Raw genomic sequence first — 26421 nt, 5'->3', positions numbered from 1 at the left:
GACTCCTTTGTTGCTCACATGCTGATTCTAGTTCGACAGCATGTCAGGAGTCTCCTGTTTAATCGACGGTGAACGGAATCGGTTTCAAGTCGATTGGTGTATTCGTCACGGTGTTGGAATAGCCCGTTTGTAGATAGAAGTCATCGATTGCATCGATTTGTGACGCTGATAACGTGAACGTCGCCCGAAGTAACTTTTGTTTCGCATCGATGACTTCAACAGTCGGTTTGATTTCACGACCATCCGGTGGTTCGTTTCCTTGAATCAGGAACATACTGTTTTCAACATCCAACTTGATCTCTGAATTTTTTTGATCCGAGTTCGTCAAGAAATCGACTTGTACGTGAGAACCGGACGTCTCTACCTGTTGAATCGTCATCTTCAGCGGATGATGCGCATCTTGTTGCGTATAAGGGAAAGACGTCTTCTTTAATGACAGCCAATGTGTCTTCGGTGAAAGACGTAAAGAAGGATGCAACTTATAGGACCCGGATGGAATGATATAATTTCCGAATCGAATCCGCGAGACATCCGTTCGTTGCGACCCGCTGACCGAACCACTTACTAACGATGTTCCGACTGACCAGTTTTTGATGATTTCATTCCCTTTATCATCAAATAGAGCCAGTTCTAGCCAATACCGATCCGACTTCGGATAAACCACTGTATAATCAAACGTCGTACTTGCCTGTCCTTTTGTCATCCGTTTTAACGTGACATCGACCGCATAATCAGGATTTTTTACCGTCGTATTAAACGTCTGTTCAATCGCTTGCAATCGTTTGACCGGAACCTCGAATTGCCAGTTCCCGTCTAGACCAAACATTTCCGAAATCACGAGTGGTACCTGCATGGAATCACTTAATTTCTGTAAGCCGACATCATATTCAATTCGGGCTTTCCATACCTTACCGTCCTGTTTGAAATATGCCAGTTCTTGATTTTCAGTACCTTCGAATCGTTTATCACCTTTGAACACTTCATAAAACGCCGCTCGTTTCGTTTCGTTGACGTCTGGTACACCAGTTGCCGTCAGGTTCATCCCGATCGTCGTACCATCATAGTAGGCGTCGACGACCTTGATCGTAATGCCTTGATCGGTTACCGTCTGATCAATTGCTGTTGCAAGTTGTTTCTTCTCGATTTCCGTACCGACTGTACCCTGTTCTGTAAAGGGACGATACAATCCACCAATCAATGGAACATGCGACATCGCGGAAGCAAACGGTGGAACGATGAACGTCGTCACAAATAGCGAGGCGGCAAGACCCGCAATGGCGACGTACTGTTTCCGACGAGGACGTTGTTGTTTTCTTTCCGCTACGCCTTGCGTGATGCCTTGACGAATCCGGTCTTGTAAGGCGTTCGTTGGGACAGGAATTTTTTCATAGTCATTTCGTAGATCGTGCTGCTCCATAATCCATTCCTCCTAACTGTATCTTCAATTCTTCGCGTCCTCGCTTTAAGTATGTCTTGACCGTATTGAGGGTAATGCCGATGAAGCTTGCGATCTCTTTCATCGGAATATCATGAAAATAGAAAAGAACTAAGACATCCCGGTATTCTTTTCGCAGATGCGATAAAGCGTGCACGAGATCAAGATGTTCGTCTCGCGATTGGTCTTCCTGCACCGGAACATGAAGTAAGATGTCATCGGTTGGTTGTTGTTTCTCAAGCACGCGATAACAATTGCGGATCAGGATTTTCGTGATCCATGTCACGAAATGTTTTGGTTCCTTCACTTGTTCGATCGAGATGAACGCTTTATAAACTGTCTCTTGTACGACGTCTAAGGCATCGTGTTCGTTCTTAACATATAGATACGCTGTTCGGTAGAGTTGTTCGCTATGTAGGAGCACCAATTGCTCAAATGCCGCTTCATCGTGCTTCATTGCACGGCGGACGAGTGTCGTGTGCTCGTTTCGTAAGTCCATCGTGTTCCCTCCCTTTACTAATTAGAGCATGATGAGCCGAGAAAAGTTTCAAAAAATATCCAAAAAAAAAAGGACTCTTGCGTTTCAAGAGTCCTTCCATCCTTCAAATATCTAATCGCACCGCCATTTCCCGACCGAATCGATCCCCGTGGTCGATGAAGCCGAGACTTGCATACAGACGGTGTGCCGCCTGATTATCCGGCCGATAGCCGACGACGATTCGTTTCGCTGCAGGTAACACGCGCATCTCGTCAATTACGGCTTGCATCGCCAATCGTCCGATTCCGTTCCCTTGCTGCGCTTGATCAATCATGATGCGGTAAATCCAGTAGCCGTTGAGTTCTTCTAGCTCCGTGTTGTACATCACAAAACCAACGACGGCTTCACCTGCAATGATCGCCCGAAGGACAAGGCTCGGTTCGAACTTCGCTTGCGGCGATCGAGTAGACATTCGCTTCCATGAAGTCTTGCTGTTCTACTGTCAGTGCTAGCTCACAACACGCTTCCCAGTTTTCTGCTGTTACCGGTACAAGTTGAATCATGTTCATTTCCCCTTTTAGTTAGACGGGAGTTGCCTCCAGCGTCTGTTGATCACATCGTTGCACAGTGATCGCCCCCTTTCCTTCTCTTTCCTATCGGTTGGTTTGATTCATTGTTGAAGGACTGCTGCGTTTTCAAGCACCGCAGGTAGTTCGGCTAACGACGTAATCGTAAACGTCGGCTTGATATCCGTCGCTGATTTTCCTTCTGGATTAAACCAACATGTTGCGATACCGGCTTGATTGCCACCTGCGATATCAGCTGACAAGGAATCCCCGACGATGATCGTTCGCGCCGGGTCGAATTGCGGAATTCGCGCAAACACATGATTGAAGAATCCTGCCATCGGCTTTTGAAAACCCGTCTCCTCTGAAACGAAAATCGCTTCAAAGAAATCCGTTAATCCAGCGCCATCGAGCCGTGCGCGTTGCGTCTTCGAAATACCGTTCGTGACGACATACATCGTGACGTTTCCGGTTAGCTGCTCAAGTAGCGCCGTCGCACCCGGAATCAATTCTGTTCCTTGTGCGAGATATCCGCGATACGTTTCGTCAACTTCTCGTCCGTCGACCGTCCTTCCTTCTTCCGCGAAGAACGTCACGAACCGTGAGTGAATGACTTCCTCGCGTGTCACCTCACCTCGTTCGAGTGCTTTCCAAAGTGCTTGATTGAGTGTTTTATAGCGCGCTTCTCGCTCCGGCGTCCACTGCAACTCTTGTTGCTCGAGCAGGCGGCGAAAGGCAATCCGTTCCGTCGCTTCAAAATCGAGTAATGTATGGTCAATATCGAATAATACCGTCGTGTAAAACATAGTCAAGCTCCTTTTCGTACGTGTTGTACAGTCGTTGTTTTCCCGCCCAGTTGAAATAATAGCACGCCGCCACCAATCAATAGGACACCGAGTGCTTTCGTCCACGTAAACGGAACGGTCTGTAAACCAAACCAGCCGAGCGTATCCCAGAGCAAGGCAAACAGGATTTGCGATACCATGACGATCGAAATCGCTCGACTCGGTCCGAGTTGTTGAACGCCTTGTGTCACACAGAGGACGACACCAACACCAATGATTCCGCTGAACCAAAACCAGGTTTGTGCCTCTTTTAGTGCAAACAGTTGTGATCCTTCGACGATCAAACCAATCGTCAGTGAAGCGAGGAACCCGAGTCCAAGGACTAGCGTTGTCGTCGCCCAAGCACCGACGTGTTCTTTGACTTTTGCGTTAAACGTATTTTGAATACAGACGAGCATGCCCCCACAAAGGGCAAGGATGATTCCCGTAACCATGTCGCACCTCCTTCATTCGTAAATGCTTTCTCCGACTCGTTCCATCAATCCGTCTCGATCAATGATCTCAATCGTATGCTGTGTCCGGCGAATCAACCCATCGTCGACGAACTGGCGTAAGACACGATTGACATGACGATAGCTCGTTCCGATCAAATCTGCCGCATCGACGAGTTCCTTACTCGCAAAAGCATCCGTATTAGGTGTCATCGACAACAAATAACTGGCTAGCCGAACTTCAACCGGGTACAACAGATTGAAGCTGAGCGTATGCGATTTTAATTCAAACTTTTTCGTGATCGTCTCGAGTAAAAATAATAAAAAGGCAGGATGATGGACACGTGCTTCTTCCAAATCCGGATAGGCAACGCGTAAGACGGTCACTGGTGTCACTGCCTCGACCGTGTTCATCAAATCAATCTTTCGGACGAACTCAATATCGCCGACGAGATCAAACGGATGCTTGAAGGACAACACGAGACGTTTCCCCGTTGCCGACATATGCGTGATCTTCAATTTTCCTTCGACGAGCAGGTAGAGTTCATGCGCAACATCACCTTGTCGGCATAAAGCCTCACCCGGTGCGAACGTCTGAATGTGCATCGCCTTGCGTAACGATGCGTCAAAGACATGCGTTAACTGATACCGTTCCAAATAGCTCACAATGTCCGTCACTTCTTCTCCTCCTTAGCTCTTTAAGATGAAGATGCCTGCGACCATCATCAAGATGCCGATGATCTGCGGTCCCCGCAGTCGACGTTTCATGACGCCGAACCAGCCTCTTCCGTCAATCCAGAGTGCCAGTGCTAATTGCGCCAGTAAAAAGAGCGAAATCGTCAAAGTTACGCCCATCCGGTGAACAGCTGTCATGTTGCTGAATAATATGATCGCTGCAAAGGCACCCCCTGCCAGATAAAGCGGTTTGACACGGCGCATCGCTGAAAAACTACGATCCCGTAAGACGATCGCTAAGAGGATCGCAACGATGAACCCGGTCATCTGAGTGATCGTTGCCGCTTGCCACGTCCCGATCGTTTGACTGATCCTAGCATTAGCGACACTTTGAAGCGTTAAGAAAAAGCCACCCGCAATCGCAAATAAGACACCACGCATGTGCATACTCCTCTCTTGTTCCATGATACTTTCATTTAACGAGAGTCCTTCTGATTTGAACAGGACATTTGTCCTGAGAACGCGTCAAGATGTAAAAAAGGATGAACGATATCAACCTCGTTCATCCTTTCATCCAGTTCAAACAAAATTCTAAATCCAGTTGAAGATGCGCTTTCATCAATCGCTCCGCTTCTTCTGGTTGATGATTTAAAATCGCTTGATAGATCTCATCATGTTCTTCAATCAAGAGTGGTCGTTTATGGTGGACAACGGTCTTACGGAATAGATAGATGATGGATTGCATCCGATCAATGATATCAATCATCACCGGGTTGTTCGTTGCCCCGACGATCACATCGTGAAATTCCTTGTTCGCCGCCATCACTTCTTCGAGTTCTCCCGTTCTACCGATTTCGACACACTGCTTCAACTTTTCTAAATCGGCTTCTCGCATATATGTCGCACAATGACTGGCTGCAAAGCCCTCAAGCAACATTCGGACTTGAAAGATGTGTCGCAAATCCATGTCGCTCGGATTGACGACACGTTTTTGCTTAATCAATCCTTCTTGCTCCAGTTTTCGAATCGAATCTCTGACGGGAGTACGGCTAATTCCCATTTCCTCAGCTAGACGCTCTTCGACTAACTTCGTTCCACGTTCCAGTTCTCCGTTTAAGATGCGATCCCGGATGTATTCATATGCCTGAACATATGCTAATTGCGTCGTTTTCTTCCCCACAGACATCGTCTCCTACATTCGAATTTCTTCTAGTTCAAAGTATAAGTTTAATATTGGGAATTGGAAAGAGACATATTTTTGTATACATTTTTAAATAAATTGTATACAAAAATGAATTTAGTGTGTACAATTCGGTTAAAGACTTTATGAAAGCGCTATCTTTTTATGAAAAGGAGTTTGATTAGATGAACACACGCGTTGGATTTATTGGTTTAGGCATCATGGGAAAACCGATGGCCTTGAATATACTAAAAGCCGGTTATGACGTCACGGTGAATGATTTAAATACGGAAAGTGTCGAGACACTCGTTCAAGCGGGTGCGGCATTCGGAACACCTGCTGATATGGGAGCGACGTGTGATGTCATCATCACGATGCTACCGGCTTCGCATCACGTCGAGCAAGTCGTCCTTGGAGAAAACGGTCTCTTACAAACGGCTACAGCTGGAACGATCTTGATTGATATGAGTTCGATTTCCCCCGTCGCCTCGGTCGAGATTGCACAACAAGCAACACTACGCGGAGTCGAGATGCTCGACGCACCCGTCAGTGGTGGAGAACCGAAAGCAATCGACGGGACGCTTTCCATCATGGTCGGTGGGAAAGACGACGTCTTTGAAACCGTCCGACCACTCCTAGAAGTCATCGGTGCAAGCGTCACGCTCGTCGGCAAAAACGGGAGCGGTGTCACGGCTAAACTTGCCAATCAAATCATCGTCAATTTAAATATCGCTGCCATGTCCGAGGCATTGACGCTTGCCGCAAAAGCTGGCATCGATGTAGAGAAGATGTATCAAGCCATTCGCGGTGGTCTTGCGGGTAGTGCCGTGCTCGATGCGAAAGTACCGTTGATTCTAGAGCGAAACTTCGTTGCCGGTGGACGCATCGATATCAACTTAAAAGATATGACGAACGTCATGGAAACCGCGCATGAGATCGGTGTTCCTTTACCCCTCTCTAGCCAACTCGTTGAGATTTTCCATGCATTGAAAATTGATGGAAAAGCTGCGGATGATCACGGCGGCATCATTCAGTACTACGAAAAATTAGCACATGTTGAAGTAAGGAAGGTGTAAACGATGATTTCGACATTCCCGACATTACCAAGTAAAACGACACTCAACCAATTACCATCCCTACCGAATGCAACAGTAGTAGATGAATTGTTAGTTGAAGCCTTACATCAGTTTCCTCATAAAATCATCGTCCTCGATGATGATCCAACAGGTGTGCAGACCGTCCATGGCGTGTCTGTCTATACTGACTGGACGAGCGAAAGTATCGAGGCCGGATTTAGCGAAGACCAGTCGATGTTTTTTATTTTGACGAATTCTCGTGGATTTACGCGTGAAGAAACACGACAAGTCCATGAAGACATCGCGGCTACCGTCCAAGCCGTTTCCGATCAACGAAATCAGCCGTTTATTTTAATTAGTCGTGGTGATTCGACACTTCGTGGACATTATCCGCTCGAAACGGACGTCTTACGCCAAACCCTCGAACAACAGTCCAGTGGTCACTTTGACGGTGAAATCCTGATGCCATTCTTCCAAGAAGGTGGTCGTTTTACGATCAACGATGTCCATTATGTGCTTGAAGACGACACACTCGTACCAGCAGGGCAAACAGAGTTCGCAAAGGACCGGACGTTCGGTTATTCCGCTTCACACCTTGGGGAATGGGCAGAAGAAAAATCGGATGGGGCTTTCCCAGCTGACACCATCATCTCCTTATCACTGGATGATTTACGGCAGGTCCGTCTTGACGCACTCGTGGCACAACTGATGAACGCTCAAGATTTCAATAAAATCATCATCAATGCGACAGATTACCTTGATGTCAAAGTCGCGACGATTGCTTTGATTCGCGCAATGAACGCAGGAAAACGATTTTTATTCCGGACGGCCGCAGCTTTTACGAAAGTCATCGGTGGAATCGATCAGCGTCCCCTCCTGACAAAAGAAGAACTCGTGTCCGATACGACGCCTGGCGGTTTAATCATGATTGGATCACATGTCCAAAAAACGACAGAGCAACTAGCCGAATTAAAAACGTGTGACTTCATTCATTTCATTGAGTTTGATGTCCATCTTGTCCTGTCTCCCGATCAATTCGAACAAGAAATTAATCGAATCATCACGACGACGGAACGATTGATTGCATCTGGACAGACAGTTGCCGTCTATACGAGACGAGAACGTCTCGACCTAGGAGAGAATCAACAAGAGAATGAATTAAAGCTATCCGTTAAAATTTCTGATGCTGTGACGAGCATCGTCAGCCGTCTGCATGTACGTCCAAGCTACATCATTGCTAAAGGTGGAATCACGTCAAGTGATATCGGGACGACTGGTCTGAAAGTCAAACGAGCAACTGTTGCCGGTCAAGTCAAACCCGGTATCCCGGTTTGGAAAACAGGAGCCGAAAGTAAGTTCCCCGGACTGACATACGTCATCTTCCCAGGGAATGTCGGTTCGAAGACGACGCTAAAAGAAGTCGCAGAACTACTTCACGCTTGATAATTTTGTAAGCGGATACAAGAGGTAGGTCATCACCTCAGTGGAATTCATGATATGAAGGAGAGATCTTGATGGTTACGGGTAATTTATTGGTCGTCATTTTTATTCTGTCTCTAGCTCTACTGTTCTTTTCCATCCTAAAGCTTAAAATCGAACCGTTTCTGGCACTTGTAGCGATCTCCATCTTGACGGCTTTAGCCATCGGGATGCCTGTCAAAGAAGTCGCATCCGTCGTCACGACTGGTTTCGGGAACACACTTGCGGGTGTCGGTATCCTGATTGGTCTTGGTGTCATCTTTGGTCAATTTCTTGGTGCATCGGGTGCTGTCGAAAAGATTGCCCAAGCTGTCTTGAATGTGTTCGGACCTAAAAAATCCTCTGCCGGACTCGCCCTAACTGGAACAGCGGTTTCCATTCCTGTCTTTTTTGATGCAGCTTTCGTCATCTTAAGTGGATTGATTCGTTCGCTCTCTTCTAAAACAGGTATCTCCGTCGTCAGTTTCGTTACGGCACTCGGGGTCGGTCTAATCGTCTCGCATAACATGATCGCCCCGACACCTGGACCACTCGTCGTCGCAGAAAATACAGGATCAGAGCTCGGCTTCTTTATTCTGTATGGGATCATCGTCGCCATTCCAGCTACTCTCGTTGGTGGTTACCTGTACGGTATGTTCATCGGAAAACGAATTAAGCATTCTGGCGACATCGAAGAACTATCGATCGACCCAGCGGATTTACCAAAGAAAGAAATCGGCACAGGGCTTAGCTTCTTCATGTTAGCTTTACCCATCGTCTTGATCTTATTGAATACGGTCTCTCAACTGCTATTTCCCGGAACTTCGATTGCAACGTTCTTTGGCTTCATCGGTGAGAAAAACGTTGCCTTATTGATTAGTGTCTTTGCTGCTGTCATCTTATTACGCCCATACATCGCAATCCCAAATGCACGCTTATACTCGGAAGCAATCAGTTCAGCCGGAATCATCATCTTGATTACCGGAGCCGGCGGTGCCTTCGGTGCCGTCATCAATAATAGTGGCATCGGGGATCACCTCATTACGACGATGCAAAACTGGAGCATCCCGGTTCTCTTACTGGCATTCATCTTTTCGCAGATCCTCCGGGCGTCACTTGGATCAGCGACGGTCGCCCTCGTAACGACATCGAGTATTCTCGGTCCGATGGTCGGAGAATTAGGTGTCTCTCCGATTCTTCTCGGTCTAGCGATTTGTGCTGGTGGAATTGGACTTTCCTTACCCAATGATTCAGGTTTTTGGGTCGTCAACCGGTTTGGTAAATTGACGATTCCCCAAACACTTCTTGCTTGGACGGGCGGTGGCTTTATCGCTGGTTTAACAGCGCTCGCTACAGTCTTCCTCTTAAGTCTATTCACAGGGATTTTACCTGGACTCTAACTCAAAAATGCCACCGATGACGTTCATCGGTGGCATTTTTGTTCATTCGTTTTCCAATCGTTTAATCGCTTCATCTAGTTGTTCCTGATCCTCTTCCGATAACTTCGGATATTGCGGATCAATTTCCTTCAAAACATCATTCATGACTTCAGTGACGATATAGCGGGAATACCATTCGTCATTTGCCGGCAAGATGTACCACGGTGCATACGATGTCGATGTCGCCGAGACAAGCTCAGCAAAAATCTCATGGTATTCGTCCCAGTGCTTGCGTTCTTCAATATCACTGAACGAGAATTCGAAGTTTTTCGTTGGATCCTTCAGACGAGTCAACAATCGTTGCCGTTGCTCCTCTTTTGAGACATGGAATAAAAACTTGACGACCCGGAAGCCGTTCTCGACGAGATAGCGTTCAAAGTCATTGATTTGGCGATAGCGCATCTGCCAGACATCTCCGTCATCCGGCTTTTCTTCCTCTTCGAGCAAATCATGGATTCGTGGCGCAATGACTTCCTCATAATAGGAACGGTTCAAGATGCCGACTTCCCCTTTTTCCGGTAGTCCTTCGTGGATCCGCCATAGATAATCATGTTTTTGCTCCGTATCCGACGGTTTTTTAACGGAAATCGTCCGAAGTCCTTGTGCGTTCAAGTTGGAAAAGATGTAGCTGATCGCCTCATCCTTCCCCGCTGCATCAATCGCTTGCAGGATGACGAGGACACCGTTCTTTTCTTCAGCATGCAAACGCCAGTGTAACTCTTGTAACGTCTCGACACTTTTGGGAATCCGCTTCTCTCGCAATTCCGCTTCCGAAATCTCATGTTTTTCTGATGTCGGGTAATTCGAAAACGAGACTTGCTCGCCTTCCTTAACACGATAGGATGACAGTTTCATGGTAGGGCTCCTCCTTTAATTGCTTCTAAAAGGGGTTTACCCTACTCGTTCATCCTAAAAACGTTCAGATGAACTTATCTTTTCAAAAGGAGACGGACTCCCTCTTCTAGCGTCGTCACAGGACGACCGAGTAATTCTTTAAAATCAGTACTTTCCACTGCCAGAGTTCCGGCTGCGATATCTGCCTGGATACCCGTCAACATTGGAATCAAGAAGTCAGGTAAGCCAGCTGCTTGCATCCGCTCGCCATAGGTCGCGCCATCTACTTCATCTACAGCGACCGATCGGTTAAGCACTGTTCCGACTGCAGTCGCGAGTTCTGCTTGTGTATGCAATGGTCCAGAGAGTTCATAGATCGCTTTTGGATGTTCAAGCGTCAGCCCCGTCGCAATCGCCTGCGCATACTCATCTTGTAACGCCCATCCGACTTTGCCTTCACCTGCTGCCGTTAACCAGTCTGCGCCTTGTGAAACGGCATCCATCGTTCCGAGTTCATTTTCGAGATACCAGTTGTTGCGGAAAAAGACATACGGGATACCTGTCGCTTGAATCGCTTCTTCTGTGACCCGATGTGTTCGCGCAAGTCCGTTCGTACTGTGTGCCGCATTGGCGATACTCGTATAGCCGATCAGCTTGACGCCTGCCGCTTGTGCTGCCGTGACAGCGGCTTGATGTTGCCGAATCCGTGTTGCTTCTTCACCGTCCGTCGAGATGATCAGCAGACGATCGATACCTTGAAACGCGTGTCCGAGTGTTTCCGGCTGATCGAAATCACCATGCCGGACGTCGATTCCTTGCGCTGCAAGCGACGCTGCTTTTTCAACGTCACGGACACTAACCGCTACCTGTTCGTTACCGACTTGTTCACTGAGATGTTGCACGATGCGCGCACCTAATTTTCCGGTTGCTCCTGTAATTAACCATTTCATGATGAAACCACTCCTTTGAAGTTTGATGTTGTTCTTCATGATACGCCAGGTGATACACTAAAAAAAGTAGGCACTTATCTGAAACTAGGTCCCTCAAAACGAACCAATGGGAGAGGATGAACGTGACTGTATTCGATTCAACGACTAATCAACGGACGGCTTGTCCAGTCACTCGGGTCCAACAGATGGTCGCTGGCAAATGGAAAATCATCTTGCTCTGGCACCTGACACACGGGACGCATCGTTTTCATGAACTGCAACAATTAACAGGCATCTCTAAAGGAACATTAACGCGTCAGCTTCGCGAGCTCGAGGCGGATGGTTTGATTCAACGACACGTCTTTGGCGAAGTTCCTCCTCGCGTTGAGTATTCCCTGACGGATGCCGGACATAGTTTTTTACCGATTCTTGACCAAATGGCAGCCTGGAGTGAGCAACACTTCCAGGGGAATGATCATGAGTAACAAAAAAACATGCGCTTCTTCTCGATTCAGAAAAGAAGTGCATGTTGTCGTTCATTCCGTCGCTGTCACCGTCTGACGTAAGTGGGTATCAATCGCCTCTGCGACGCGTAATCCGGAAATAACAGCACTCTCGACGCGCGTCCGCCCTGACGCATCATCGGCTTCAAGGAACGCATCCCCGGCAAGCCAGAGCGGATGTGCCGCTAGTTTCAAATGCGGTGTCCGGTAAACCGCGCGTGCCTGAGCGTAACGCCAACGTTTGAGCTGACGCGAAACAATCGTCACCGGTCCGAGTTGCTGTTGTAACAGCCGCTCGACTTCAGCGAGTGTCTCTTCTTCCGGACGCTCGTACCAGTCTTCACTGAAGCGAGCTGTCATATAGACGCTCAAGAGTGTCGTCTTCGAAATCTGCTTCTCGGCATTATTGACGAGTTTTAACATCCCATCGATGAGTTGTTCGTCTTGTAGGCCGACTTCCCCGATCGTCAGTCGCTCTTTGATTTCAAACAGACCCACGAATGTCGGCTCGAACGTCACTTGGCGCAACTGCTCATGATCGTCCTCTCCGAGCGCCAGATCAGAAGACTGCAACAGTTCATATGCTTGCGGCACAGGCGCCGTCACGAGTAACGCATCATACGTACCTTGATGATCCGTCGCTTGTGTGACGAGTTCGTCCTCTGTTGCCGTAATATGCGTGACCTGTTCATTCAACTGGACGGGAATCCCTCGACCAATCGCTTGTACGAGTTGATTCATGCCATTCGTTGCGACATAGCGTGGAAAATCCGTTCCGAACCACTTACGAACCCATCCCTTCTCAAGCCATTCGTCGACTTCGCGTTCCAACTCTTCCGTCCGAACCGTGAAGAAGACGGCACCATGATCCGCTGTTCCTTCATCAATCCGACGAGTTGCCATTCGCCCCCCGACGCTCTGGCTTTTTTCGATGATTTCAACAGCATGTCCTGCTGCCTGCAATTGGCGTGCCGCAAAGATTCCGGCGAGTCCACCACCGATGATTCCGATTCGTTTCCCTGTCATCTCGCTTCCCCCTCATATTCCTCATTTCCCTAAGTATAGAGGTTTCTTCCAAGACATGGGTGAATCAATACCCGTCCGATATGCTCGTCATCTGTAATTCCTGCTCGATGAGCATGATGTTCTCCTCAAAGAACACCCGGTGCTCTTCTAGTCCACGTTTGATGCACCACCCGACGGCCGTGAGTGCTTCCCACAAACGATAGTATGCTAGATACGTCTCGATTGGCACGTCTGGATGTAACGTCGCGTATCCTTCTTGAAATGCCGTGACGTAAGCGGAACCGAACGTATTGAGATTACGGACGATCTTCGTGAAGTCCATCTCGACGGCCCCGTAGCGGGTCGTCTCGAAATCGATCACCCCTGTGACTTGATCACCTACCGTCAGTAAATTTGCTAGGCGGAAGTCACAATGTGTGGCAACAGGACGTGAAGGCTCCGGTAACGACTGTTCTCGTCTGACTAACTCTGTTTGGATGTTCTCTAAAAAAACGGGATCAAGTTCGGATGTGATGAACGGCATGAACCCCTCGAGTTTTTCATTCCGGAAGCGTCGCCAGTCCTGAACCGGATAGGCATAAAATCCATCTTCCGTATACTCGCCGTAAGCTTCTCCTGTACACGTATGCAGCATTGTGAGCGTTCGACCAATTTCGTACGCCAATTTTTTAGTCATCGTGATCGGTGCCTGTCCCGCTAAGGCAGCAAGTACGAACGCCCCTGTCGTCTGCCCGGGAGCTGCTTCAGCTAAGATGTGCGGCACGGGTACAGATCCTTCTAGTGCATGAATCCAGCCACGTTCCCGGTACCACTTTTCAGCCGTATACGGGCGCTTCAAGAAAACGACCTGACCATCCGTTAGGACGAGACGATCGACTTCAGAACTATACGATTCGTCGACAGTCGCGCATGCTGCGACATCGAGTTGAAAATGTTCAATCCATTCGTCTCGCGTCATTCTGTCGTCCCCAATATTTTCTGTAGCGTTTCACCTGGTAGACCGTCAATCGGTCCAACATAGGTCGATTCAAAACCTAATCCGATCAAAATACGGCGCGACGCTTCATGTGCTGGATCAATCGTCGCCGTGACGACCTGTAACTCTTCTTCTGTCGCTAACTGTAAGAGACGCTCTGCAATGGCTGTGCCGTATCCGCGTCCCCACTGATCGGGTAGTAGCATGTAACCGAGCTCTGCTTCGAACGGTTGCGTTTGATTCCGGGTCATGTGCCCGATTCCAATCCATGTCTCTTCGGCATAAATCAGATACGATCCTAGTCGGTCGTGCTGTTGTTGCTCAAGGATTCGGTCAAAGCGCTGTTTCGTTTCCGTATCTGTTAATGCCTGCTCCGTGATGTAACGCATGACACGTTCATCTTGGACGAGCGTCGCGTAGCGATCGTAATCGGACGCTGTTATTTTTCGTAATTCAATCATCTTATTCTCCTCTTCATGTCCGGTAGTCATTGTGGGTTGGGGTGAAGACATCTTCCGTCGACGGACGAACAATCGCAAAATGTTCGACGTTATAATGACCGTGCAAGACTTGATTGTGGTGGGCGATCATTTGCTCCGGCGTCAGGACATCGGACCCGTTCGTCGTATGCCCGTCGGCGACGAGTGTGACATCAAAACCATGCACCGTTGCACTGCGCACCGCAGTATCGATGCAGTGTTCCGTCTTACAGCCTAAGACGATCAGATGTTCAATCGATGCTTGGCCTAGATAATCAAGCAAGGGGGTGCCATGAAACGAATTCGTCGCCGCTTTATCGAACGTGACACTGGACGCTGGAACGGGAATCGAGTCATGAACTGCAAACCCAGGTCCTGTTCCGCCAGCGACGTCCAGATCCCGAATGAAGACGATCGGGATGTTCCGTTCGTCTGCTTCAAGTACGACTGCTTCGATGACATGCGCGACTTGTTCTTTTAAGTATACCGGACGTTCTTCCGTGTTCCCGTCGACGAGTTCCTGTTGAAAATCAATCACTAGGACCGCTTGTTTCATCGTCATGCTCCTCCTTGTAAAATCGACTACTTGTTTCCTTCCCGTTCTTCTGAATGATTTCCTGCTCCTGACGGACGTGAAACTTTTTAGCTGTTGGATTCGTTAAGAAGAAGGAAAGGATGTGTCTGGATGATTTGGTTTGGCGTCATCTTCTTATGTGTGCTTCTCGTCAATCTGACACTGGAGAAACTGATCATGAACCGGACGATGACTGGTCGTTGGTTCGTACGCAACTTACTCATTTGTCTCGGAATCACTCTATTACTATTCGGAATCGAACGTTATGTCATATCCGGATTCTAAAAAAGCAGATAGCGATTTTCGCTATCTGCTTTTTTAGTTAATAGACTTCGTAATTTTGCCCCGTCTGCGCCCCTTCGACACTCTTTTCGAACGCCGTCGCGACACGTGACGCCGGAACGGCTTCAAAACCACGGAAGAAGGGTCCGTACTTCTCGAGCGACTCGATCAGTACGTTCGGACTGACGCTATTGATTCGAATGCCTCGTGGCATCTCGATCGCTGCTGCATGAACGAACGCTTTGACTCCACCGTTCGCAAGCGCAGCAGATGCGCCTTGGCGAATCGGATCATCCATCATGATGCCAGTCGTCAGCGTAAAGCTTCCCCCGTCTCGTACTGACCCTAAACCAAGTAGGACGAGATTGACCTGACCTTTTAGTTTACTGTCGATTCCGATTTGATTAAGCTCCGGTGTTAAGTCCGTCAATGGACCAAAATGAGCGCCACCTGTGGCACTGATGACGGCATCAACAGAACCGACTGTTTCATACATCGCTCGAATACTTGCCTCTGACGTAATATCGACTTGTACATCCGCTCCACTTCGCCCGGCACGAATGATGTCATGTCGCCCACTCAACCGTTCGACGACTGCCTGCCCAATCGTTCCGCTTGCTCCTACTACTAAAATTCGCATGATCCCTTCCCCTTTCACGTCTAGCTTACTTATCTAGCCTACTGCACAGCAGATGATGGTTTCAAGGAATCTACCGGATGCGTCTTCAAGAAGATAAGGATTTCTTCGAACAAACGTTGTTTATCCCGATCGAGTGTCAGTAGATGTTTACTGTTCGGAAGAAGGACCTTTTTCTGATCTCGGCTCGGCACTGTCGTTTCGATTCGCTCGAGACTTGCATGATAGACGGCATCATCTAAGGCGCCAAGGAATAGAGCGATGGGTTGCGTGATCTTCGGCAAGACGACTCCCGTGTCGAGGATGAACTGTTGCAGTGCTCGTAAGTCTTTTTCCGGACGTGGAAAATGACGGTCGACAAAGTCTACGATCCACTCCGGTGAACGATCGTCAAACTGAAAATACCGTTCTGTATACCGACGGACGCGGTGCTCGAGTCCCGCAATCGTCCGCTCAAGAATCGGCGTTGAGAGTAAGACGAGTCCGGCACATCCTGACTGTTCTGCTAATCGAAGTGCCATCACTCCACCGAGTGATTGTCCGATCAAAAAGATGTCGTTGTGTCCTCGATCTTGTAAAAACGCAAGTCCGGCTTGCGCGGACTGCCAGACGTCTTCGATTGTCGTCGCAAACAAGCGCTCCGGCGATTCCCCGTGCCCGGCGTAATTGGGCGCGTAACAGGTATAGCCGGCTGTATGTAAAAAACGAGCGAGTCCCCGCATCTCATTCGCACTTCCCGTAAAACTATGTAACAACAAAACAGCAGGTCCAGGTCCTTCTAAGTACAGATCCTTTGATTTCGTAATCAAGTGCGCCCCTCCTTTTCATCTCTTCACACTTCCTCTACCGAAGCATCCTCCCGTAACGATTCTATAATCCGAAAGCCTGGGTAGTCCGCTTCGGATCGTCGTTCGCCACTTGACCGATAATAAGCATTCCAGTAACTGATCATCCGGTCTTCGATTCGCTTCATGTATGCCGGATCATCCTCGACGAACCGCCGCTTCACTTCCGGATCCCATTGCTCGATTGCGGGTACGATGATGTCGACGATGTCACGGACGTATTCACTAGCAAGTTCGATGATATAGGCGAGGACCCATCCGTCGTGTGGATGGTTTTTAAGTAACTGCTGAAGATAACGCTCACGAACATGACCATCATGGTGACGGGTGTAGAGACAATATAACATCGTCTGTTGTGTCGACGTCAGTTCCTCGATCCGCTCCGAGTCGATTTCTGACACGTATAAACGCATCGGAATCTGTATGTGTTCCTGCTCTACTTTCACTTTGATTGTTCCTGGTGATAAGCGTGTCCATGCAAATGGTAAACACGCTTTAACGACCCGAACGTCCTGTTCATATCGTTTAGGAAATGCGGTGATCCAGCGGTTCATCTCGTTCTCCTCCTAATATAAAAAACTCCAAACGGCAGACGCTTACACGCCTGTCATTTGGAGTCGATTTGTTTCCTTATTCAACCGTTACCGACTTCGCCAAGTTACGTGGCTTATCGACGTCACAGTCGCGACCGAGTGCCGCGTAGTATGAGATCAATTGAAGTGGCAAGACAGACAAGAGCGGTGACAAGAGTGGCTCGACTGCTGGGATGACGAATGCGTCTGTCGGCAATTCAAGACCTTCTGCTGCGATGACACACGCATTGGCACCACGTGCGACGACTTCCTTGACGTTCCCACGGTTGTTGAGGTGAACGTGTGGTTGTGTCACGAGCGCGATGACCGGTGTGTTGTCTTCGATCAAAGCGATCGGACCGTGCTTGAGCTCTCCACCCGCGTATCCTTCTGCTTGGATATACGAGATCTCTTTAAGTTTTAATGCACCTTCCATCCCGACATATGCATCTTGTCCACGACCGATGAAGAACGCGTTACGTGACTCAGACAAGTATTCTGTCGCGATTTCTTGGAAACGATCTTTTTGAGACATGACTGATTCCATCGCACTTGAGATTTTACCGAGTTCCTTCATGAGATCGAAGTTGACGGCAACTCCTTTTGCTTGAGCAAGGTCAAACGCAAGGACAGCAAGAACAGCGATTTGAGCTGTATACGCTTTTGTTGAAGCAACAGCGATTTCTGGACCCGCGTGGAGCAGCAATGTTGCGTTTGCTTCACGTGACAATGTTGATCCTGGAACGTTCGTGATCGTCAGTGCCGGGTGACCGAGTTTCTTCGCTTCGACGAGAACGGCACGGCTATCCGCTGTTTCACCTGATTGTGAAAGGAAGAGGAAGAGCGGTTTCTCTGTCAATAATGGCATGTTGTATCCGAACTCAGAAGAGATGTGAACTTCTGTCGGGATGCCTGCGATTTGTTCGATCAACTGTTTTCCGATCAAACCAGCATGGTAGCTTGTTCCACAACCGATGATATAGACACGGTCACGACCGAGTACGAGATCACGGACCGATTGGTCGAGTGTGATGTCGCCTGCTTCGTTTTGATATTTTTGAACGATGTTACGAATGACCGCTGGTTGCTCATCCATCTCTTTGAGCATGTAGTGCGCGTACGTTCCTTTTTCGATGTCTGATGCATCGATTTCAGCCGTGTACGCTTCACGCTCTTGGACGTTCCCATCGAGATCTTGGATCGTGACGCTATCACGCGTCAAGATGATCATCTCGCCATCATGCAACTCGATGAATTGATCCGTTACTTGTAACATTGCCATTGCGTCTGACGCGACGACGTTGAACGTACCGTCACCGAGACCAACGAGAAGTGGTGATTTGTTTTTTGCGACGTATAAGACGTCTGGATTTTCAGCATCGATCAATGCGAGGGCATACGAACCGTGCAAGACACGGAGTGTTTGACGGAATGCTTCCGCAACGTCACCTGTCTCGTTGAAGTTCTTTTCGATCATCTGAACGATGACTTCTGTATCCGTGTCGCTGAGGAGATCGACATTCAATTCTGCTTTTAGCTGCTCATCGTTTTCAATGACGCCGTTGTGCACGAGTGTGAAACGTGCTGACGCACTTTGGTGCGGGTGCGCGTTTGGTACGCTTGGGACACCGTGTGTTGCCCAGCGTGTGTGTCCGATTCCGACTGTGCCGTCTGCATCAGCAGGAACGACTTCGCGTAGCGCAGCAATCCGGCCTACTTCTTTATGGACTTGGACGCCGTCGTTGACGAACGCAAGACCTGCCGAGTCATAGCCGCGGTACTCGAGCTTCTCGAGACCTTTTAATAAAATTTCCTTCGTGTTGACCTGTCCGATCATACCTACGATTCCGCACATGTTACATCTCTCCATTTACAAGTATTTCCCTAAAGAGGAAACGGCTCTTGTTGAGAGGATCCCGATCGGTCTGTTTGTCCGTCCAATCACTTGAACGATTTCAGAACGATTTACGGTATGGATCTGGTACCGGGAGGCATCCGCCGAATGATTCGATAAACCTCCACCTCGTCAGCTTTCATCCTACGAAGAAAGCCCTGGCGCTTCTTGTTTCCGTCTGACCCCGTTTCTGTCCGACTTCACCATCATACGAACTTTAATCTGAAAAAGCAAGAAAGGTAACGTATTTGTAACTATTCCCGATATTTTTCTAATCAATACGTATAATCCCTATATTTTGTAAAAATCTCAAGCTGTTTTTCTAAAATAATTGTAAAAAAAGAAGCAGAGCAATCGCTCTGCTTCGGGCTGCTTAGTTTTCTTGTAACGCGTAGTTCTCACGAACGACGTTCGCGATCCGCTCGACGTATGCATCACATGCTTCTTGTGTCGGAGCTTCTGCCATGACACGAACGAGTGGTTCTGTTCCTGACGCACGAACGAGGATCCGTCCGTTCCCCGCCATCTCTGCTTCGACTTCAGCAATGATCGCTTGCACGGCAGGACCGCTCATTGCGCCATTTTTGTCGGAAACACGGATGTTGACGAGACGTTGTGGGAAGATCGGCATCTCAGCTGCGAGTTCCGATAACTTCTTCCCTGTCGCCTTCATGATTTGCAACAACTGGACGCCTGACAACATGCCGTCTCCTGTCGTTGAGTAATCCATGAAGATGATATGACCAGACTGTTCGCCACCGAGTGTGTAGTCGTTTTTACGCATCTCTTCGACGACATAACGGTCACCGACCGCTGTCTGCAGCGCCGTCATCCCGTTTTCTTCGACGGTTTTATGGAAACCGAGGTTACTCATGACAGTCGCAACGATCGTGTTGTCTTTCAGACGACCGAGTTCGTTCAAGTATTTCCCGCAGATGAACATGATTTTATCGCCATCGACGATATCACCGTTCTCATCGACTGCGATCAAGCGGTCGCCGTCTCCATCAAACGACAAACCAACATCTGCGCCTTTTTCCTTAACGAAGGCAGCGAGATGTTCTGGGTGTGTCGAACCGACACCATCATTGATGTTGAGTCCGTTCGGAGTTGTACCGATCGTCGATACTTCCGCTTCCAAGTCACCGAATAGACGTGGCGCAAGGCTTGAAGTCGCCCCATGTGCACCGTCGATCGCGACATGGATACCTGAGAAATCTTCATCCGATGTCTGACGAAGCATGTGGAGATATTTCTGAGCCCCTTCATAGTAATCATGAACGAAGCCGAGTTCTTTTCCGGCTGGGCGTGGCAATGTATCTTCTGCTTCATCGAGCAATGCTTCGATTTCAAGTTCTGTTGCATCATCGAGCTTAAAGCCGTCTGAACCGAAGAACTTGATTCCGTTATCTTCCACTGGATTGTGCGATGCAGAGATCATGACTCCAGCTGTCGCATCCATCGTTTTTGTCAGGTATGCAACACCTGGTGTCGAGATGACACCAAGACGCATGACTTCTGCACCGATTGATAACAGACCCGCGATAAGTGCATTCTCAAGCATTTGACCAGATACACGTGTATCGCGTCCAATCAAGACTTTTGGTCGTGTGCTTTCGTGTTTCGTCAACACGTAACCACCTGTTCGACCGAGGCGATACGCAAGTTCCGGTGTCAATTCTACGTTTGCGACGCCGCGTACGCCGTCAGTTCCAAAATACTTACCCATGTGTTATTTCCTCATTTCACTAATTTGTTTTAATTGGTCGGAATCGATGTCCGGGGAATCGCTTTTAATGTGACATCCATATTATCCGGACGTAGGACATCAAAGGCTTTTGATGTCTGATACGAGATCGGCAATCCATGCGTTCCTTCTTTTAATCCTGTCACGTCGATGACCGCTTTGATATCCGTCGCATCAATCGATGCTAAATCAGATTCTTTCCCACGGACGACGACATCAATCGTTTGATTATAATCAATCGTATACTTTGATTCATCGAATCCATTCAACGTGACCGTCACACCCGGAATCGTTTTCTCCGCTCGATCCTCGACGGTTTCTGTCGTCGAATTGGCATTTTCTTTTTCGACGACGATATTGACGGTGACCTGTGTCGGATCCATCGCCGTCGCGTTTTCCGGTTCGACGAGTTTGACGGTTTTTTCCGTCGTCTTCGTCAATCCTTTGAGCGAGACCGCTTCCGTATCGACGGAACCGATGCGCTCTAATTCTTCTTTTGTTCCATATAGACGAGCTTCCGTCGTGACGGGAACGATCTTGACGACGGTATACCCTTTTTTGACGTTGTCTTTTGTCTTCACATTAATCGGTACCGTCTTACTTTCCTTATAGATCGGTACTGTGATTTCTAATTGTTCCGGTTGATAAGATGCACTGATCGTATTCCCGTTCGTGTCAGTCGCTTTAGCATTGAACGTCTCTTTGAACGTCTCTGCCCGACCGGTCACATCGATCGGTACTTGGATCGCTGAAATCGCCTGTAACTTCTCTGCGCCTCCCGTGACTTCAACAGTTTGTTGGTTCGGCTGCGCTTCCCCAGCGACATATCCTTCAGCGATTTTGTTTTTATTGAGTAAGGCGACTTGTACCGGTACTTCCTTTGTAATCTTCTTATCGAGGAAAACTTCGATCGTCTCCTGTTTTGGTGTCACCTCGACATCTTTTCCGAAGCCAGTTGCTGTGACACGGACACGATGATAGCCAGGGTCGAGTCCTTTCAAATCAATCGATAATCCAAAATCTTGGACGAGCCGGAGCATCGTCAAGCTACTCGACGGCCCTTTGACGGTCACTTCCATACTATCTGGAATATTATAGGCGACCCACTGCGATTCATCATACTGGACCGTGACCGGCACGTCAAATTTCGTCGAACCTTGTCCCGCGATCGGTAATAGACTAGCGGCATCACTTTTTCCCGTCGTATTCGAACCTGCGACCATCAAATACAACATGACGGCTAAGGCGACGGCAACGATGCGTAAAAACCAGCGTTCATTGAACCACTTTTCGAACATTATTTTTTCGCCCCCATCCAGTTCAAGAAGGAAGTATTCGTCGGTTCGGCCTTGACGATCGTCTCAAGTAACTTCGTCCGTAAGGATTCTTCGTCGAGTTCCCGGTACAGACGTCCATTGATAGCGAGTGAGACACCACCCGTTTCTTCCGAGACGACGAGCGTGACGCTATCCGTCACCTCACTGACACCGATGGCAGCGCGGTGACGTGTTCCAAGCTCTTTTGAGATATGTGCACTCTCAGACAGCGGTAAGTAACAAGCGGCTGCTGCTAACTTGCCTTGCTGGACGATGACGGCACCATCATGTAAGGGTGTATTCGGAATGAACAAGTTGATCAACAACTGACTCGTGATTTGTGAACCGAGCGGAATGCCCGTCTCCACGTATTCACTCAGTCCTGTCTCGCGTTCAATCGTCACGAGTGCTCCGATACGCCGTTTTGACATGTACTGAGCAGACGATACGAGTGCATCGACGATTCGAACTTGTTCATCTTCATCACTGATGGCACTACGTGAGAAGAATTTACTCGTTCGTCCTAAGTGTTCCAGTCCACGCCTTAGTTCGGGTTGGAAGATAATGATAATCCCCAGTAACCCGTAGGTGATGATTTGATTCAATAAGAATTGCAATGTTTTGAGTCCAAAAAAGCCACTCAAGAACCAACTGATCAAAATGACCGAGATCCCTTTAATGAGCTGGACTGCTTTTGTTCCTTTGACGATGATCATGAGACGGTAAATGACGAACGTCACGACCGCAATATCAATCACGTCATTAATATAATCGTACCAATGTACGTTTTCTCCCAGTTTCAACAATTGAAATTGAAGTGGTTGCCAGCTGAAGTAATTCACCAACCGTGCCCCCTAACTCATCTGATTTAAACAGTTTCCATTATAGCACAAAGGGACGAGTTCGACTCGTCCCAGCTGATTATTGAAATAGACGCTTGATTCCGTACCAAACGCGTTCGAATAATTGATCAATTTCCTTGATTTCTCCGGTCACGCTACCAGCACTCGCCGTGTAAGCTTTCCCGTCAACGGTCATGACATCGCCATTGACTTTCCCTTCGATTCGGACGTTCCCACCTTCGACATATAGATCTTGATCGACCGTGACGCCTTTCGGGACGACGACCTCGCCATTTTGAGCGACGATACCTGGTGCATTCGTATAGGATAAGTCATGTTCTTCTTGTGCCATATAACCACCTAGGCTACCGACCGACAAGAGTAAGAAAACAGCCGCTGCCGCGAGCAATGGGTACTGCTTCATCTTCCCTCCAAAACGAGATGGTTGCGGTTGGTGCAGCAAAGCAGCGCTTGGCGTCTCCACCTGTTCAGGCAATTGTGCCAGCACGCGGGATGTAAAATCTGCCGATAATTTAGGCGCTGGAAGTTGACGCAGTCGAGCATCAAGGAGCCGATACTCTTCGAACTCGTCCATCGCGTCTACTTCTCGTAACTCTGCTTCTAATCGCTCGAATTCCTCAGGTGGTTGGTTTTGGTCTAAATAATCCTGGATCCGTTCATGTACATGCTCTCGTGACATGGTGAGTTCCTCCTTCTCATCGTTTGGCAAAATGCTTCTTCAGCGCTTCTCGTCCACGATGAATTCTAGTTTTGACAGTAGCGACAGGTAATTCGATCATTTCACTGATTTCCTTTAGCGAAAGATCCTCTACATATTTCAGGACGAGTGGGACACGGTATTTTTCTGGTAAAGCCGCAATCGCGTCCCCGACTTCGTTTCGTTGCTCGTTATCGACCACTTGGTCCTCCGGCAAGGTGTCCTTGCTCTCGAGTTGTGAATACAATGTCAGTCCTTCAGTACCTGACATCTCAGCATCAAGAGAATAATCAGGTTTCTTTTTCCGTAATCGGTCAATCGATACGTTCGTGACGATTCGGTACAACCAAGTCCGGAACTTCCATTGTGCATTATACGAATCAATTTTCGTAAATACACGGATGAAGGCTTCCTGTGTCGCATCCTCCGCTTCCATTCGATCGCGCAAGACACGGAAAGCCACAAGAAAGGCACCTTCCTTATATAGATCAACAAGTGCCGCGAATGCATCACGGTCTCCCTGTTTCACTCGCTCAATTAAGCGTAGTGTCGTTTCTTCCACTTTGAATACCCCCCGCTCTATGCGGTCAATCTCTTATACGAAGTCGACCGATAAATGTTTCATCTCCTTTTAAATTGTAACAAAAAAAACTTGAACCCCGATGAAAAGAGTTCAAGTTCTATCCATTATTTTACTAAGCGATGTGTTTCCATTGCCAAAAGTAGATCTCCGATCAGTTCATTCGCAAGTTCTGCTGTTCCGTTTCCTTCTTCAAGCAACGGATTCACTTCAACGAATTCAGCTGCAATGAAGTCTTCTGCCGTTGCGCAATGCTTGAGCACCGTCTTCGCATCGTCTAAGAAAATGCCATCGGCGACACGTGTTCCTGTACCGACGACGAGCGATGGGTCGAGACCATCCATATCAAAGCTAAGATAGAACGCATCCGTCGTTTCCTTCAAATAGGCAATCGCTTCTTCCATGATCGCGTCCATTCCCCGAGTTCGGATCGCTTCCATATCATAGACACGAATACCAAGACGATCAATCAGCTCTTGTTCGCCTGGATCAACGTCACGTAATCCGATGAAGACGAGATGTTCCGGTTGCAGCTTGACATCTGTTCCTCCGACTTCCGTTAAACGCTGATGTCCTTCCCCAAGGGCTACAGCGAGCGGCATACCGTGGATGTTACCAGACGGTGATGTTTCCGGTGTATTCAAATCACCGTGTGCATCGAACCAGATGACGCCAAGACGTGGTACAGTCTGACGTAACCCAGCAATCGTTCCGATTGCCATGCTGTGATCACCACCGACTAATAACGGAAAACGTTGCTCCGATAACGCATCACGAACGATCAGATGCAAGTCATTCGTCGTATGGACGACGCCTTCAAGACGTTTCAGCTTCGGATCTTCTTCCCGGACTGCATCCTCGGATAAAACAGCCGCTTCCCCGTAGCGTACTGCTTCTTGTCCCCGTGCTTCGAGTGTCGCGAGTAGACCCGCTTTTTCGACAGCTGCAGGTCCATGTTCAGTGCCTGGCTTTCCTTGTCCATAACGGTACGGTACGCTGATATACGCGATGTTCATACGATATTCCCCCTATGTCATAGTCACTTCTACATGTATTGTAAGCGGTAACAAACAAGTGGTTCAACTCAACAAAAAAACGCATGAATATACAAAAAAACACCGTGAAGGGAATCACGGTGTTCTTGCGTACGTACTCTGGTTATGCTTGGCATTTCATATAAAAAAAACTTAAGACGAACGAAACTCGCTTAAGATCTTTAAATAAAATTGGTGGAGCCTAGCGGGATCGAACCGCTGACCTCCTGCGTGCAAGGCAGGCGCTCTCCCAGCTGAGCTAAGGCCCCGAAAGAAAAAGCGGAAGACGGGATTCGAACCCGCGACCCCGACCTTGGCAAGGTCGTATTCTACCACTGAACTACTTCCGCAAGAAATGAGCCATGCAGGATTCGAACCTGCGACCCTCTGATTAAAAGTCAGATGCTCTACCAACTGAGCTAATGGCTCGACATGGTGGGGGGGGGCGGATTCGAACCGCCGAACCCGAGGGAGCGGATTTACAGTCCGCCGCGTTTAGCCACTTCGCTACCCCCCCAGTTTGTCTAGGAAACTTATACAATTGAGAAAAACAGTGCCGGCAACAGGAGTCGAACCCGCGACCTACTGATTACAAGTCAGTTGCTCTACCAGCTGAGCTACACCGGCACAAAAAGTATAATGGTGACCCGTACGGGATTCGAACCCGTGTTACCGCCGTGAAAGGGCGGTGTCTTAACCGCTTGACCAACGGGCCATTGGCTCCGCAAGTAGGATTTGAACCTACGACCTACCGGTTAACAGCCGGTTGCTCTACCACTGAGCTATTGCGGAATAAATTAAATGCCTGGCAACGTCCTATCCTCACAGGGGGAAGCCCCCAACTACTTTCGGCGTTCAAGTGCTTAACTTCCGTGTTCGGCATGGGAACGGGTGTGACCACTTGGCTATCGTCACCAGACGATCGGGCTCGCGCCCTCAAAACTGAAGTCATCAACAAGCATCTGCTAGAACAAGGCCTCGACCGATTAGTATCACTCAGCTCCACATGTCGCCATGCTTCCACCCGTGACCTATCTACCTCATCGTCTC

General features: G+C 48.5%; 30 protein-coding genes, 7 tRNA genes and 2 rRNA genes. 5 read left to right on the top strand and 34 right to left on the bottom strand.

What is annotated here, in order from left to right; translation table 11 throughout:
- Positions 1-58 precede the first annotated feature (58 nt).
- From KNQ09_RS11815 to KNQ09_RS11780, 9 genes are all read right to left on the bottom strand, one after another.
- Complete coding sequence (locus KNQ09_RS11815) at positions 59-1417, bottom strand: DUF4179 domain-containing protein (RefSeq protein ID WP_214858640.1); 1359 nt, start codon at positions 1415-1417, stop codon at positions 59-61.
- Positions 1392-1934 (bottom strand): sigma-70 family RNA polymerase sigma factor, encoded by a 543-nt coding sequence (locus KNQ09_RS11810; protein WP_214858637.1) that lies wholly within the window; start codon positions 1932-1934, stop codon positions 1392-1394. The genes KNQ09_RS11815 and KNQ09_RS11810 overlap by 26 nt, the downstream gene beginning before the upstream one ends.
- Before the next feature lie 103 nt (positions 1935-2037).
- Complete coding sequence (locus tag KNQ09_RS11805; protein WP_353049757.1) at positions 2038-2385, bottom strand: GNAT family N-acetyltransferase; 348 nt, start codon at positions 2383-2385, stop codon at positions 2038-2040.
- A complete protein-coding gene (locus KNQ09_RS17605; RefSeq protein ID WP_353049756.1) occupies positions 2318-2476 on the bottom strand; it encodes a hypothetical protein in 159 nt (52 codons plus the stop codon). The genes KNQ09_RS11805 and KNQ09_RS17605 overlap by 68 nt, the downstream gene beginning before the upstream one ends.
- 107 nt (positions 2477-2583) lie before the next feature.
- Positions 2584-3285 (bottom strand): YjjG family noncanonical pyrimidine nucleotidase, encoded by a 702-nt coding sequence (locus KNQ09_RS11800; RefSeq protein WP_214858634.1) that lies wholly within the window; start codon positions 3283-3285, stop codon positions 2584-2586.
- 2 nt (positions 3286-3287) lie between these two features.
- The gene (locus KNQ09_RS11795; protein ID WP_023466690.1) at positions 3288-3758 is read right to left on the bottom strand and encodes a DMT family transporter; all 471 of its coding nucleotides are present in this window, start codon (positions 3756-3758) and stop codon (positions 3288-3290) included.
- A gap of 12 nt (positions 3759-3770) precedes the next feature.
- On the bottom strand, positions 3771-4433 hold the full coding sequence (locus tag KNQ09_RS11790; protein ID WP_353049755.1) for a Crp/Fnr family transcriptional regulator: 663 nt from the start codon (positions 4431-4433) through the stop codon (positions 3771-3773).
- A 12-nt stretch (positions 4434-4445) separates the two neighbouring features.
- Positions 4446-4871, bottom strand: a complete 426-nt coding sequence (locus KNQ09_RS11785) for a DMT family transporter (protein WP_023466686.1) — start codon at positions 4869-4871, stop codon at positions 4446-4448.
- Positions 4872-4992: 121 nt separating this feature from the next.
- Entirely contained in the window at positions 4993-5610 is a 618-nt protein-coding gene (locus KNQ09_RS11780) for a GntR family transcriptional regulator (protein ID WP_064300450.1), read from the bottom strand.
- Between the two features lie 185 nt (positions 5611-5795).
- On the opposite strand from KNQ09_RS11780, the gene garR reads away from it, so the two are divergent.
- The 3 genes from garR to KNQ09_RS11765 all read left to right on the top strand — a co-directional run bounded on the left by garR (position 5796) and on the right by KNQ09_RS11765 (position 9544).
- Positions 5796-6686, top strand: a complete 891-nt coding sequence (gene garR, locus KNQ09_RS11775; protein WP_214858633.1) for a 2-hydroxy-3-oxopropionate reductase — start codon at positions 5796-5798, stop codon at positions 6684-6686.
- A gap of 3 nt (positions 6687-6689) precedes the next feature.
- Entirely contained in the window at positions 6690-8129 is a 1440-nt protein-coding gene (locus KNQ09_RS11770; RefSeq protein ID WP_214858632.1) for a four-carbon acid sugar kinase family protein, read from the top strand.
- A gap of 71 nt (positions 8130-8200) precedes the next feature.
- Positions 8201-9544, top strand: a complete 1344-nt coding sequence (locus tag KNQ09_RS11765) for a GntP family permease (protein ID WP_064300447.1) — start codon at positions 8201-8203, stop codon at positions 9542-9544.
- Between the two features lie 42 nt (positions 9545-9586).
- Here the strand turns inward: KNQ09_RS11765 and KNQ09_RS11760 are convergent, their stop codons facing one another.
- Together KNQ09_RS11760 and KNQ09_RS11755 are read right to left on the bottom strand one after the other, a co-directional pair.
- A complete protein-coding gene (locus tag KNQ09_RS11760) occupies positions 9587-10438 on the bottom strand; it encodes a PPK2 family polyphosphate kinase (RefSeq protein ID WP_214858631.1) in 852 nt (283 codons plus the stop codon).
- Positions 10439-10512: 74 nt separating this feature from the next.
- Positions 10513-11367 carry an SDR family oxidoreductase gene (locus KNQ09_RS11755; RefSeq protein ID WP_214858630.1) on the bottom strand — a complete coding sequence of 285 codons (855 nt, stop codon included), beginning with the start codon at positions 11365-11367 and terminating at the stop codon, positions 10513-10515.
- A gap of 122 nt (positions 11368-11489) precedes the next feature.
- On the opposite strand from KNQ09_RS11755, the gene KNQ09_RS11750 reads away from it, so the two are divergent.
- Positions 11490-11831 carry a winged helix-turn-helix transcriptional regulator gene (locus KNQ09_RS11750; RefSeq protein WP_483299314.1) on the top strand — a complete coding sequence of 114 codons (342 nt, stop codon included), beginning with the start codon at positions 11490-11492 and terminating at the stop codon, positions 11829-11831.
- 51 nt (positions 11832-11882) lie between these two features.
- On the opposite strand, the gene KNQ09_RS11745 is transcribed toward KNQ09_RS11750, so the two are convergent.
- The 4 genes from KNQ09_RS11745 to KNQ09_RS11730 form a co-directional block, all read right to left on the bottom strand.
- Positions 11883-12875, bottom strand: a complete 993-nt coding sequence (locus KNQ09_RS11745) for an NAD(P)/FAD-dependent oxidoreductase (protein WP_214858626.1) — start codon at positions 12873-12875, stop codon at positions 11883-11885.
- A gap of 64 nt (positions 12876-12939) precedes the next feature.
- Positions 12940-13833 carry a phosphotransferase family protein gene (locus KNQ09_RS11740; RefSeq protein ID WP_214858624.1) on the bottom strand — a complete coding sequence of 298 codons (894 nt, stop codon included), beginning with the start codon at positions 13831-13833 and terminating at the stop codon, positions 12940-12942.
- Positions 13830-14312 (bottom strand): GNAT family N-acetyltransferase, encoded by a 483-nt coding sequence (locus KNQ09_RS11735; protein WP_064300441.1) that lies wholly within the window; start codon positions 14310-14312, stop codon positions 13830-13832. Before KNQ09_RS11735 ends, KNQ09_RS11740 begins: the two co-directional genes overlap by 4 nt.
- 13 nt (positions 14313-14325) lie before the next feature.
- A complete protein-coding gene (locus KNQ09_RS11730; RefSeq protein WP_064300440.1) occupies positions 14326-14886 on the bottom strand; it encodes an isochorismatase family protein in 561 nt (186 codons plus the stop codon).
- Between the two features lie 129 nt (positions 14887-15015).
- Here KNQ09_RS11730 and KNQ09_RS11725 point away from each other — a divergent pair, with 129 nt between their 5' ends.
- Positions 15016-15189, top strand: coding sequence for a hypothetical protein (locus tag KNQ09_RS11725; RefSeq protein ID WP_156357224.1), 174 nt, complete (start codon positions 15016-15018; stop codon positions 15187-15189).
- A 37-nt stretch (positions 15190-15226) separates the two neighbouring features.
- Here KNQ09_RS11725 and KNQ09_RS11720 read toward each other — a convergent pair whose 3' ends face one another.
- From KNQ09_RS11720 to KNQ09_RS11630, 19 genes are all read right to left on the bottom strand, one after another.
- Positions 15227-15826 (bottom strand): short chain dehydrogenase, encoded by a 600-nt coding sequence (locus tag KNQ09_RS11720; protein ID WP_064300439.1) that lies wholly within the window; start codon positions 15824-15826, stop codon positions 15227-15229.
- A gap of 38 nt (positions 15827-15864) precedes the next feature.
- On the bottom strand, positions 15865-16632 hold the full coding sequence (locus KNQ09_RS11715) for an alpha/beta hydrolase (protein WP_064300438.1): 768 nt from the start codon (positions 16630-16632) through the stop codon (positions 15865-15867).
- A gap of 23 nt (positions 16633-16655) precedes the next feature.
- A complete protein-coding gene (locus KNQ09_RS11710) occupies positions 16656-17222 on the bottom strand; it encodes a hypothetical protein (protein WP_064300437.1) in 567 nt (188 codons plus the stop codon).
- Positions 17223-17298: 76 nt separating this feature from the next.
- A complete protein-coding gene (glmS, locus tag KNQ09_RS11705) occupies positions 17299-19095 on the bottom strand; it encodes a glutamine--fructose-6-phosphate transaminase (isomerizing) (protein ID WP_064300436.1) in 1797 nt (598 codons plus the stop codon).
- 412 nt (positions 19096-19507) lie between these two features.
- Entirely contained in the window at positions 19508-20863 is a 1356-nt protein-coding gene (glmM, locus tag KNQ09_RS11700; RefSeq protein ID WP_029343107.1) for a phosphoglucosamine mutase, read from the bottom strand.
- Between the two features lie 29 nt (positions 20864-20892).
- Positions 20893-22179 carry a CdaR family protein gene (locus tag KNQ09_RS11695; RefSeq protein ID WP_064300434.1) on the bottom strand — a complete coding sequence of 429 codons (1287 nt, stop codon included), beginning with the start codon at positions 22177-22179 and terminating at the stop codon, positions 20893-20895.
- Positions 22179-23039 carry a diadenylate cyclase CdaA gene (gene cdaA / locus KNQ09_RS11690; protein ID WP_050676886.1) on the bottom strand — a complete coding sequence of 287 codons (861 nt, stop codon included), beginning with the start codon at positions 23037-23039 and terminating at the stop codon, positions 22179-22181. The genes KNQ09_RS11695 and cdaA overlap by 1 nt, the downstream gene beginning before the upstream one ends.
- A 79-nt stretch (positions 23040-23118) precedes the next feature.
- Positions 23119-23739, bottom strand: a complete 621-nt coding sequence (locus KNQ09_RS11685; RefSeq protein WP_023466661.1) for an anti-sigma factor — start codon at positions 23737-23739, stop codon at positions 23119-23121.
- A gap of 16 nt (positions 23740-23755) precedes the next feature.
- On the bottom strand, positions 23756-24319 hold the full coding sequence (gene sigW, locus KNQ09_RS11680; RefSeq protein WP_023466660.1) for an RNA polymerase sigma factor SigW: 564 nt from the start codon (positions 24317-24319) through the stop codon (positions 23756-23758).
- Between the two features lie 125 nt (positions 24320-24444).
- On the bottom strand, positions 24445-25353 hold the full coding sequence (gene rocF / locus KNQ09_RS11675) for an arginase (protein ID WP_029343103.1): 909 nt from the start codon (positions 25351-25353) through the stop codon (positions 24445-24447).
- A 211-nt stretch (positions 25354-25564) separates the two neighbouring features.
- Positions 25565-25640, bottom strand: a tRNA-Ala gene (locus tag KNQ09_RS11670).
- 9 nt (positions 25641-25649) lie between these two features.
- Positions 25650-25721 (bottom strand) — tRNA-Gly (locus tag KNQ09_RS11665).
- A 6-nt stretch (positions 25722-25727) separates the two neighbouring features.
- Positions 25728-25800, bottom strand: a tRNA-Lys gene (locus KNQ09_RS11660).
- A gap of 4 nt (positions 25801-25804) precedes the next feature.
- A tRNA-Tyr gene (locus KNQ09_RS11655) sits at positions 25805-25888 on the bottom strand.
- A gap of 37 nt (positions 25889-25925) precedes the next feature.
- Positions 25926-25998, bottom strand: a tRNA-Thr gene (locus KNQ09_RS11650).
- 13 nt (positions 25999-26011) lie between these two features.
- Positions 26012-26086 (bottom strand) — tRNA-Glu (locus KNQ09_RS11645).
- Between the two features lie 2 nt (positions 26087-26088).
- A tRNA-Asn gene (locus KNQ09_RS11640) sits at positions 26089-26163 on the bottom strand.
- 11 nt (positions 26164-26174) lie between these two features.
- Positions 26175-26290: ribosomal RNA gene (gene rrf, locus KNQ09_RS11635) — 5S ribosomal RNA — on the bottom strand.
- A 47-nt stretch (positions 26291-26337) separates the two neighbouring features.
- Positions 26338-26421, bottom strand: a 23S ribosomal RNA gene (locus KNQ09_RS11630); the annotation flags it as partial.

Origin of the sequence: Exiguobacterium sp. s191, assembly GCF_018618955.1 — a bacterium.
Taxonomy (GTDB): Bacteria; Bacillota; Bacilli; order Exiguobacteriales; family Exiguobacteriaceae; genus Exiguobacterium_A; species Exiguobacterium_A abrahamii.
This window is presented reverse-complemented; position numbering and strand designations above follow the sequence as displayed.

Excerpts from the sequence above, each read along its gene's own strand:
- KNQ09_RS11815 (WP_214858640.1), bottom strand. The coding sequence starts at position 1,417 with ATGGAGCAGCACGATCTACGAAATGACTATGAAAAAATTCCTGTCCCA.
- KNQ09_RS11810 (WP_214858637.1), bottom strand. The coding sequence starts at position 1,934 with ATGGACTTACGAAACGAGCACACGACACTCGTCCGCCGTGCAATGAAG.
- KNQ09_RS11805 (WP_353049757.1), bottom strand. The coding sequence starts at position 2,385 with ATGTCTACTCGATCGCCGCAAGCGAAGTTCGAACCGAGCCTTGTCCTT.
- KNQ09_RS17605 (WP_353049756.1), bottom strand. The coding sequence starts at position 2,476 with ATGATTCAACTTGTACCGGTAACAGCAGAAAACTGGGAAGCGTGTTGT.
- KNQ09_RS11800 (WP_214858634.1), bottom strand. The coding sequence starts at position 3,285 with ATGTTTTACACGACGGTATTATTCGATATTGACCATACATTACTCGAT.
- KNQ09_RS11795 (WP_023466690.1), bottom strand. The coding sequence starts at position 3,758 with ATGGTTACGGGAATCATCCTTGCCCTTTGTGGGGGCATGCTCGTCTGT.
- KNQ09_RS11785 (WP_023466686.1), bottom strand. The coding sequence starts at position 4,871 with ATGCGTGGTGTCTTATTTGCGATTGCGGGTGGCTTTTTCTTAACGCTT.
- garR (WP_214858633.1), top strand. The coding sequence starts at position 5,796 with ATGAACACACGCGTTGGATTTATTGGTTTAGGCATCATGGGAAAACCG.
- KNQ09_RS11770 (WP_214858632.1), top strand. The coding sequence starts at position 6,690 with ATGATTTCGACATTCCCGACATTACCAAGTAAAACGACACTCAACCAA.
- KNQ09_RS11765 (WP_064300447.1), top strand. The coding sequence starts at position 8,201 with ATGGTTACGGGTAATTTATTGGTCGTCATTTTTATTCTGTCTCTAGCT.
- KNQ09_RS11760 (WP_214858631.1), bottom strand. The coding sequence starts at position 10,438 with ATGAAACTGTCATCCTATCGTGTTAAGGAAGGCGAGCAAGTCTCGTTT.
- KNQ09_RS11755 (WP_214858630.1), bottom strand. The coding sequence starts at position 11,367 with ATGAAATGGTTAATTACAGGAGCAACCGGAAAATTAGGTGCGCGCATC.
- KNQ09_RS11745 (WP_214858626.1), bottom strand. The coding sequence starts at position 12,875 with ATGACAGGGAAACGAATCGGAATCATCGGTGGTGGACTCGCCGGAATC.
- KNQ09_RS11740 (WP_214858624.1), bottom strand. The coding sequence starts at position 13,833 with ATGACGCGAGACGAATGGATTGAACATTTTCAACTCGATGTCGCAGCA.
- KNQ09_RS11735 (WP_064300441.1), bottom strand. The coding sequence starts at position 14,312 with ATGATTGAATTACGAAAAATAACAGCGTCCGATTACGATCGCTACGCG.
- KNQ09_RS11730 (WP_064300440.1), bottom strand. The coding sequence starts at position 14,886 with ATGAAACAAGCGGTCCTAGTGATTGATTTTCAACAGGAACTCGTCGAC.
- KNQ09_RS11725 (WP_156357224.1), top strand. The coding sequence starts at position 15,016 with ATGATTTGGTTTGGCGTCATCTTCTTATGTGTGCTTCTCGTCAATCTG.
- KNQ09_RS11720 (WP_064300439.1), bottom strand. The coding sequence starts at position 15,826 with ATGCGAATTTTAGTAGTAGGAGCAAGCGGAACGATTGGGCAGGCAGTC.
- KNQ09_RS11710 (WP_064300437.1), bottom strand. The coding sequence starts at position 17,222 with ATGAACCGCTGGATCACCGCATTTCCTAAACGATATGAACAGGACGTT.
- glmS (WP_064300436.1), bottom strand. The coding sequence starts at position 19,095 with ATGTGCGGAATCGTAGGTATGATCGGACAGGTCAACACGAAGGAAATT.
- glmM (WP_029343107.1), bottom strand. The coding sequence starts at position 20,863 with ATGGGTAAGTATTTTGGAACTGACGGCGTACGCGGCGTCGCAAACGTA.
- KNQ09_RS11695 (WP_064300434.1), bottom strand. The coding sequence starts at position 22,179 with ATGTTCGAAAAGTGGTTCAATGAACGCTGGTTTTTACGCATCGTTGCC.
- KNQ09_RS11685 (WP_023466661.1), bottom strand. The coding sequence starts at position 23,739 with ATGTCACGAGAGCATGTACATGAACGGATCCAGGATTATTTAGACCAA.
- rocF (WP_029343103.1), bottom strand. The coding sequence starts at position 25,353 with ATGAACATCGCGTATATCAGCGTACCGTACCGTTATGGACAAGGAAAG.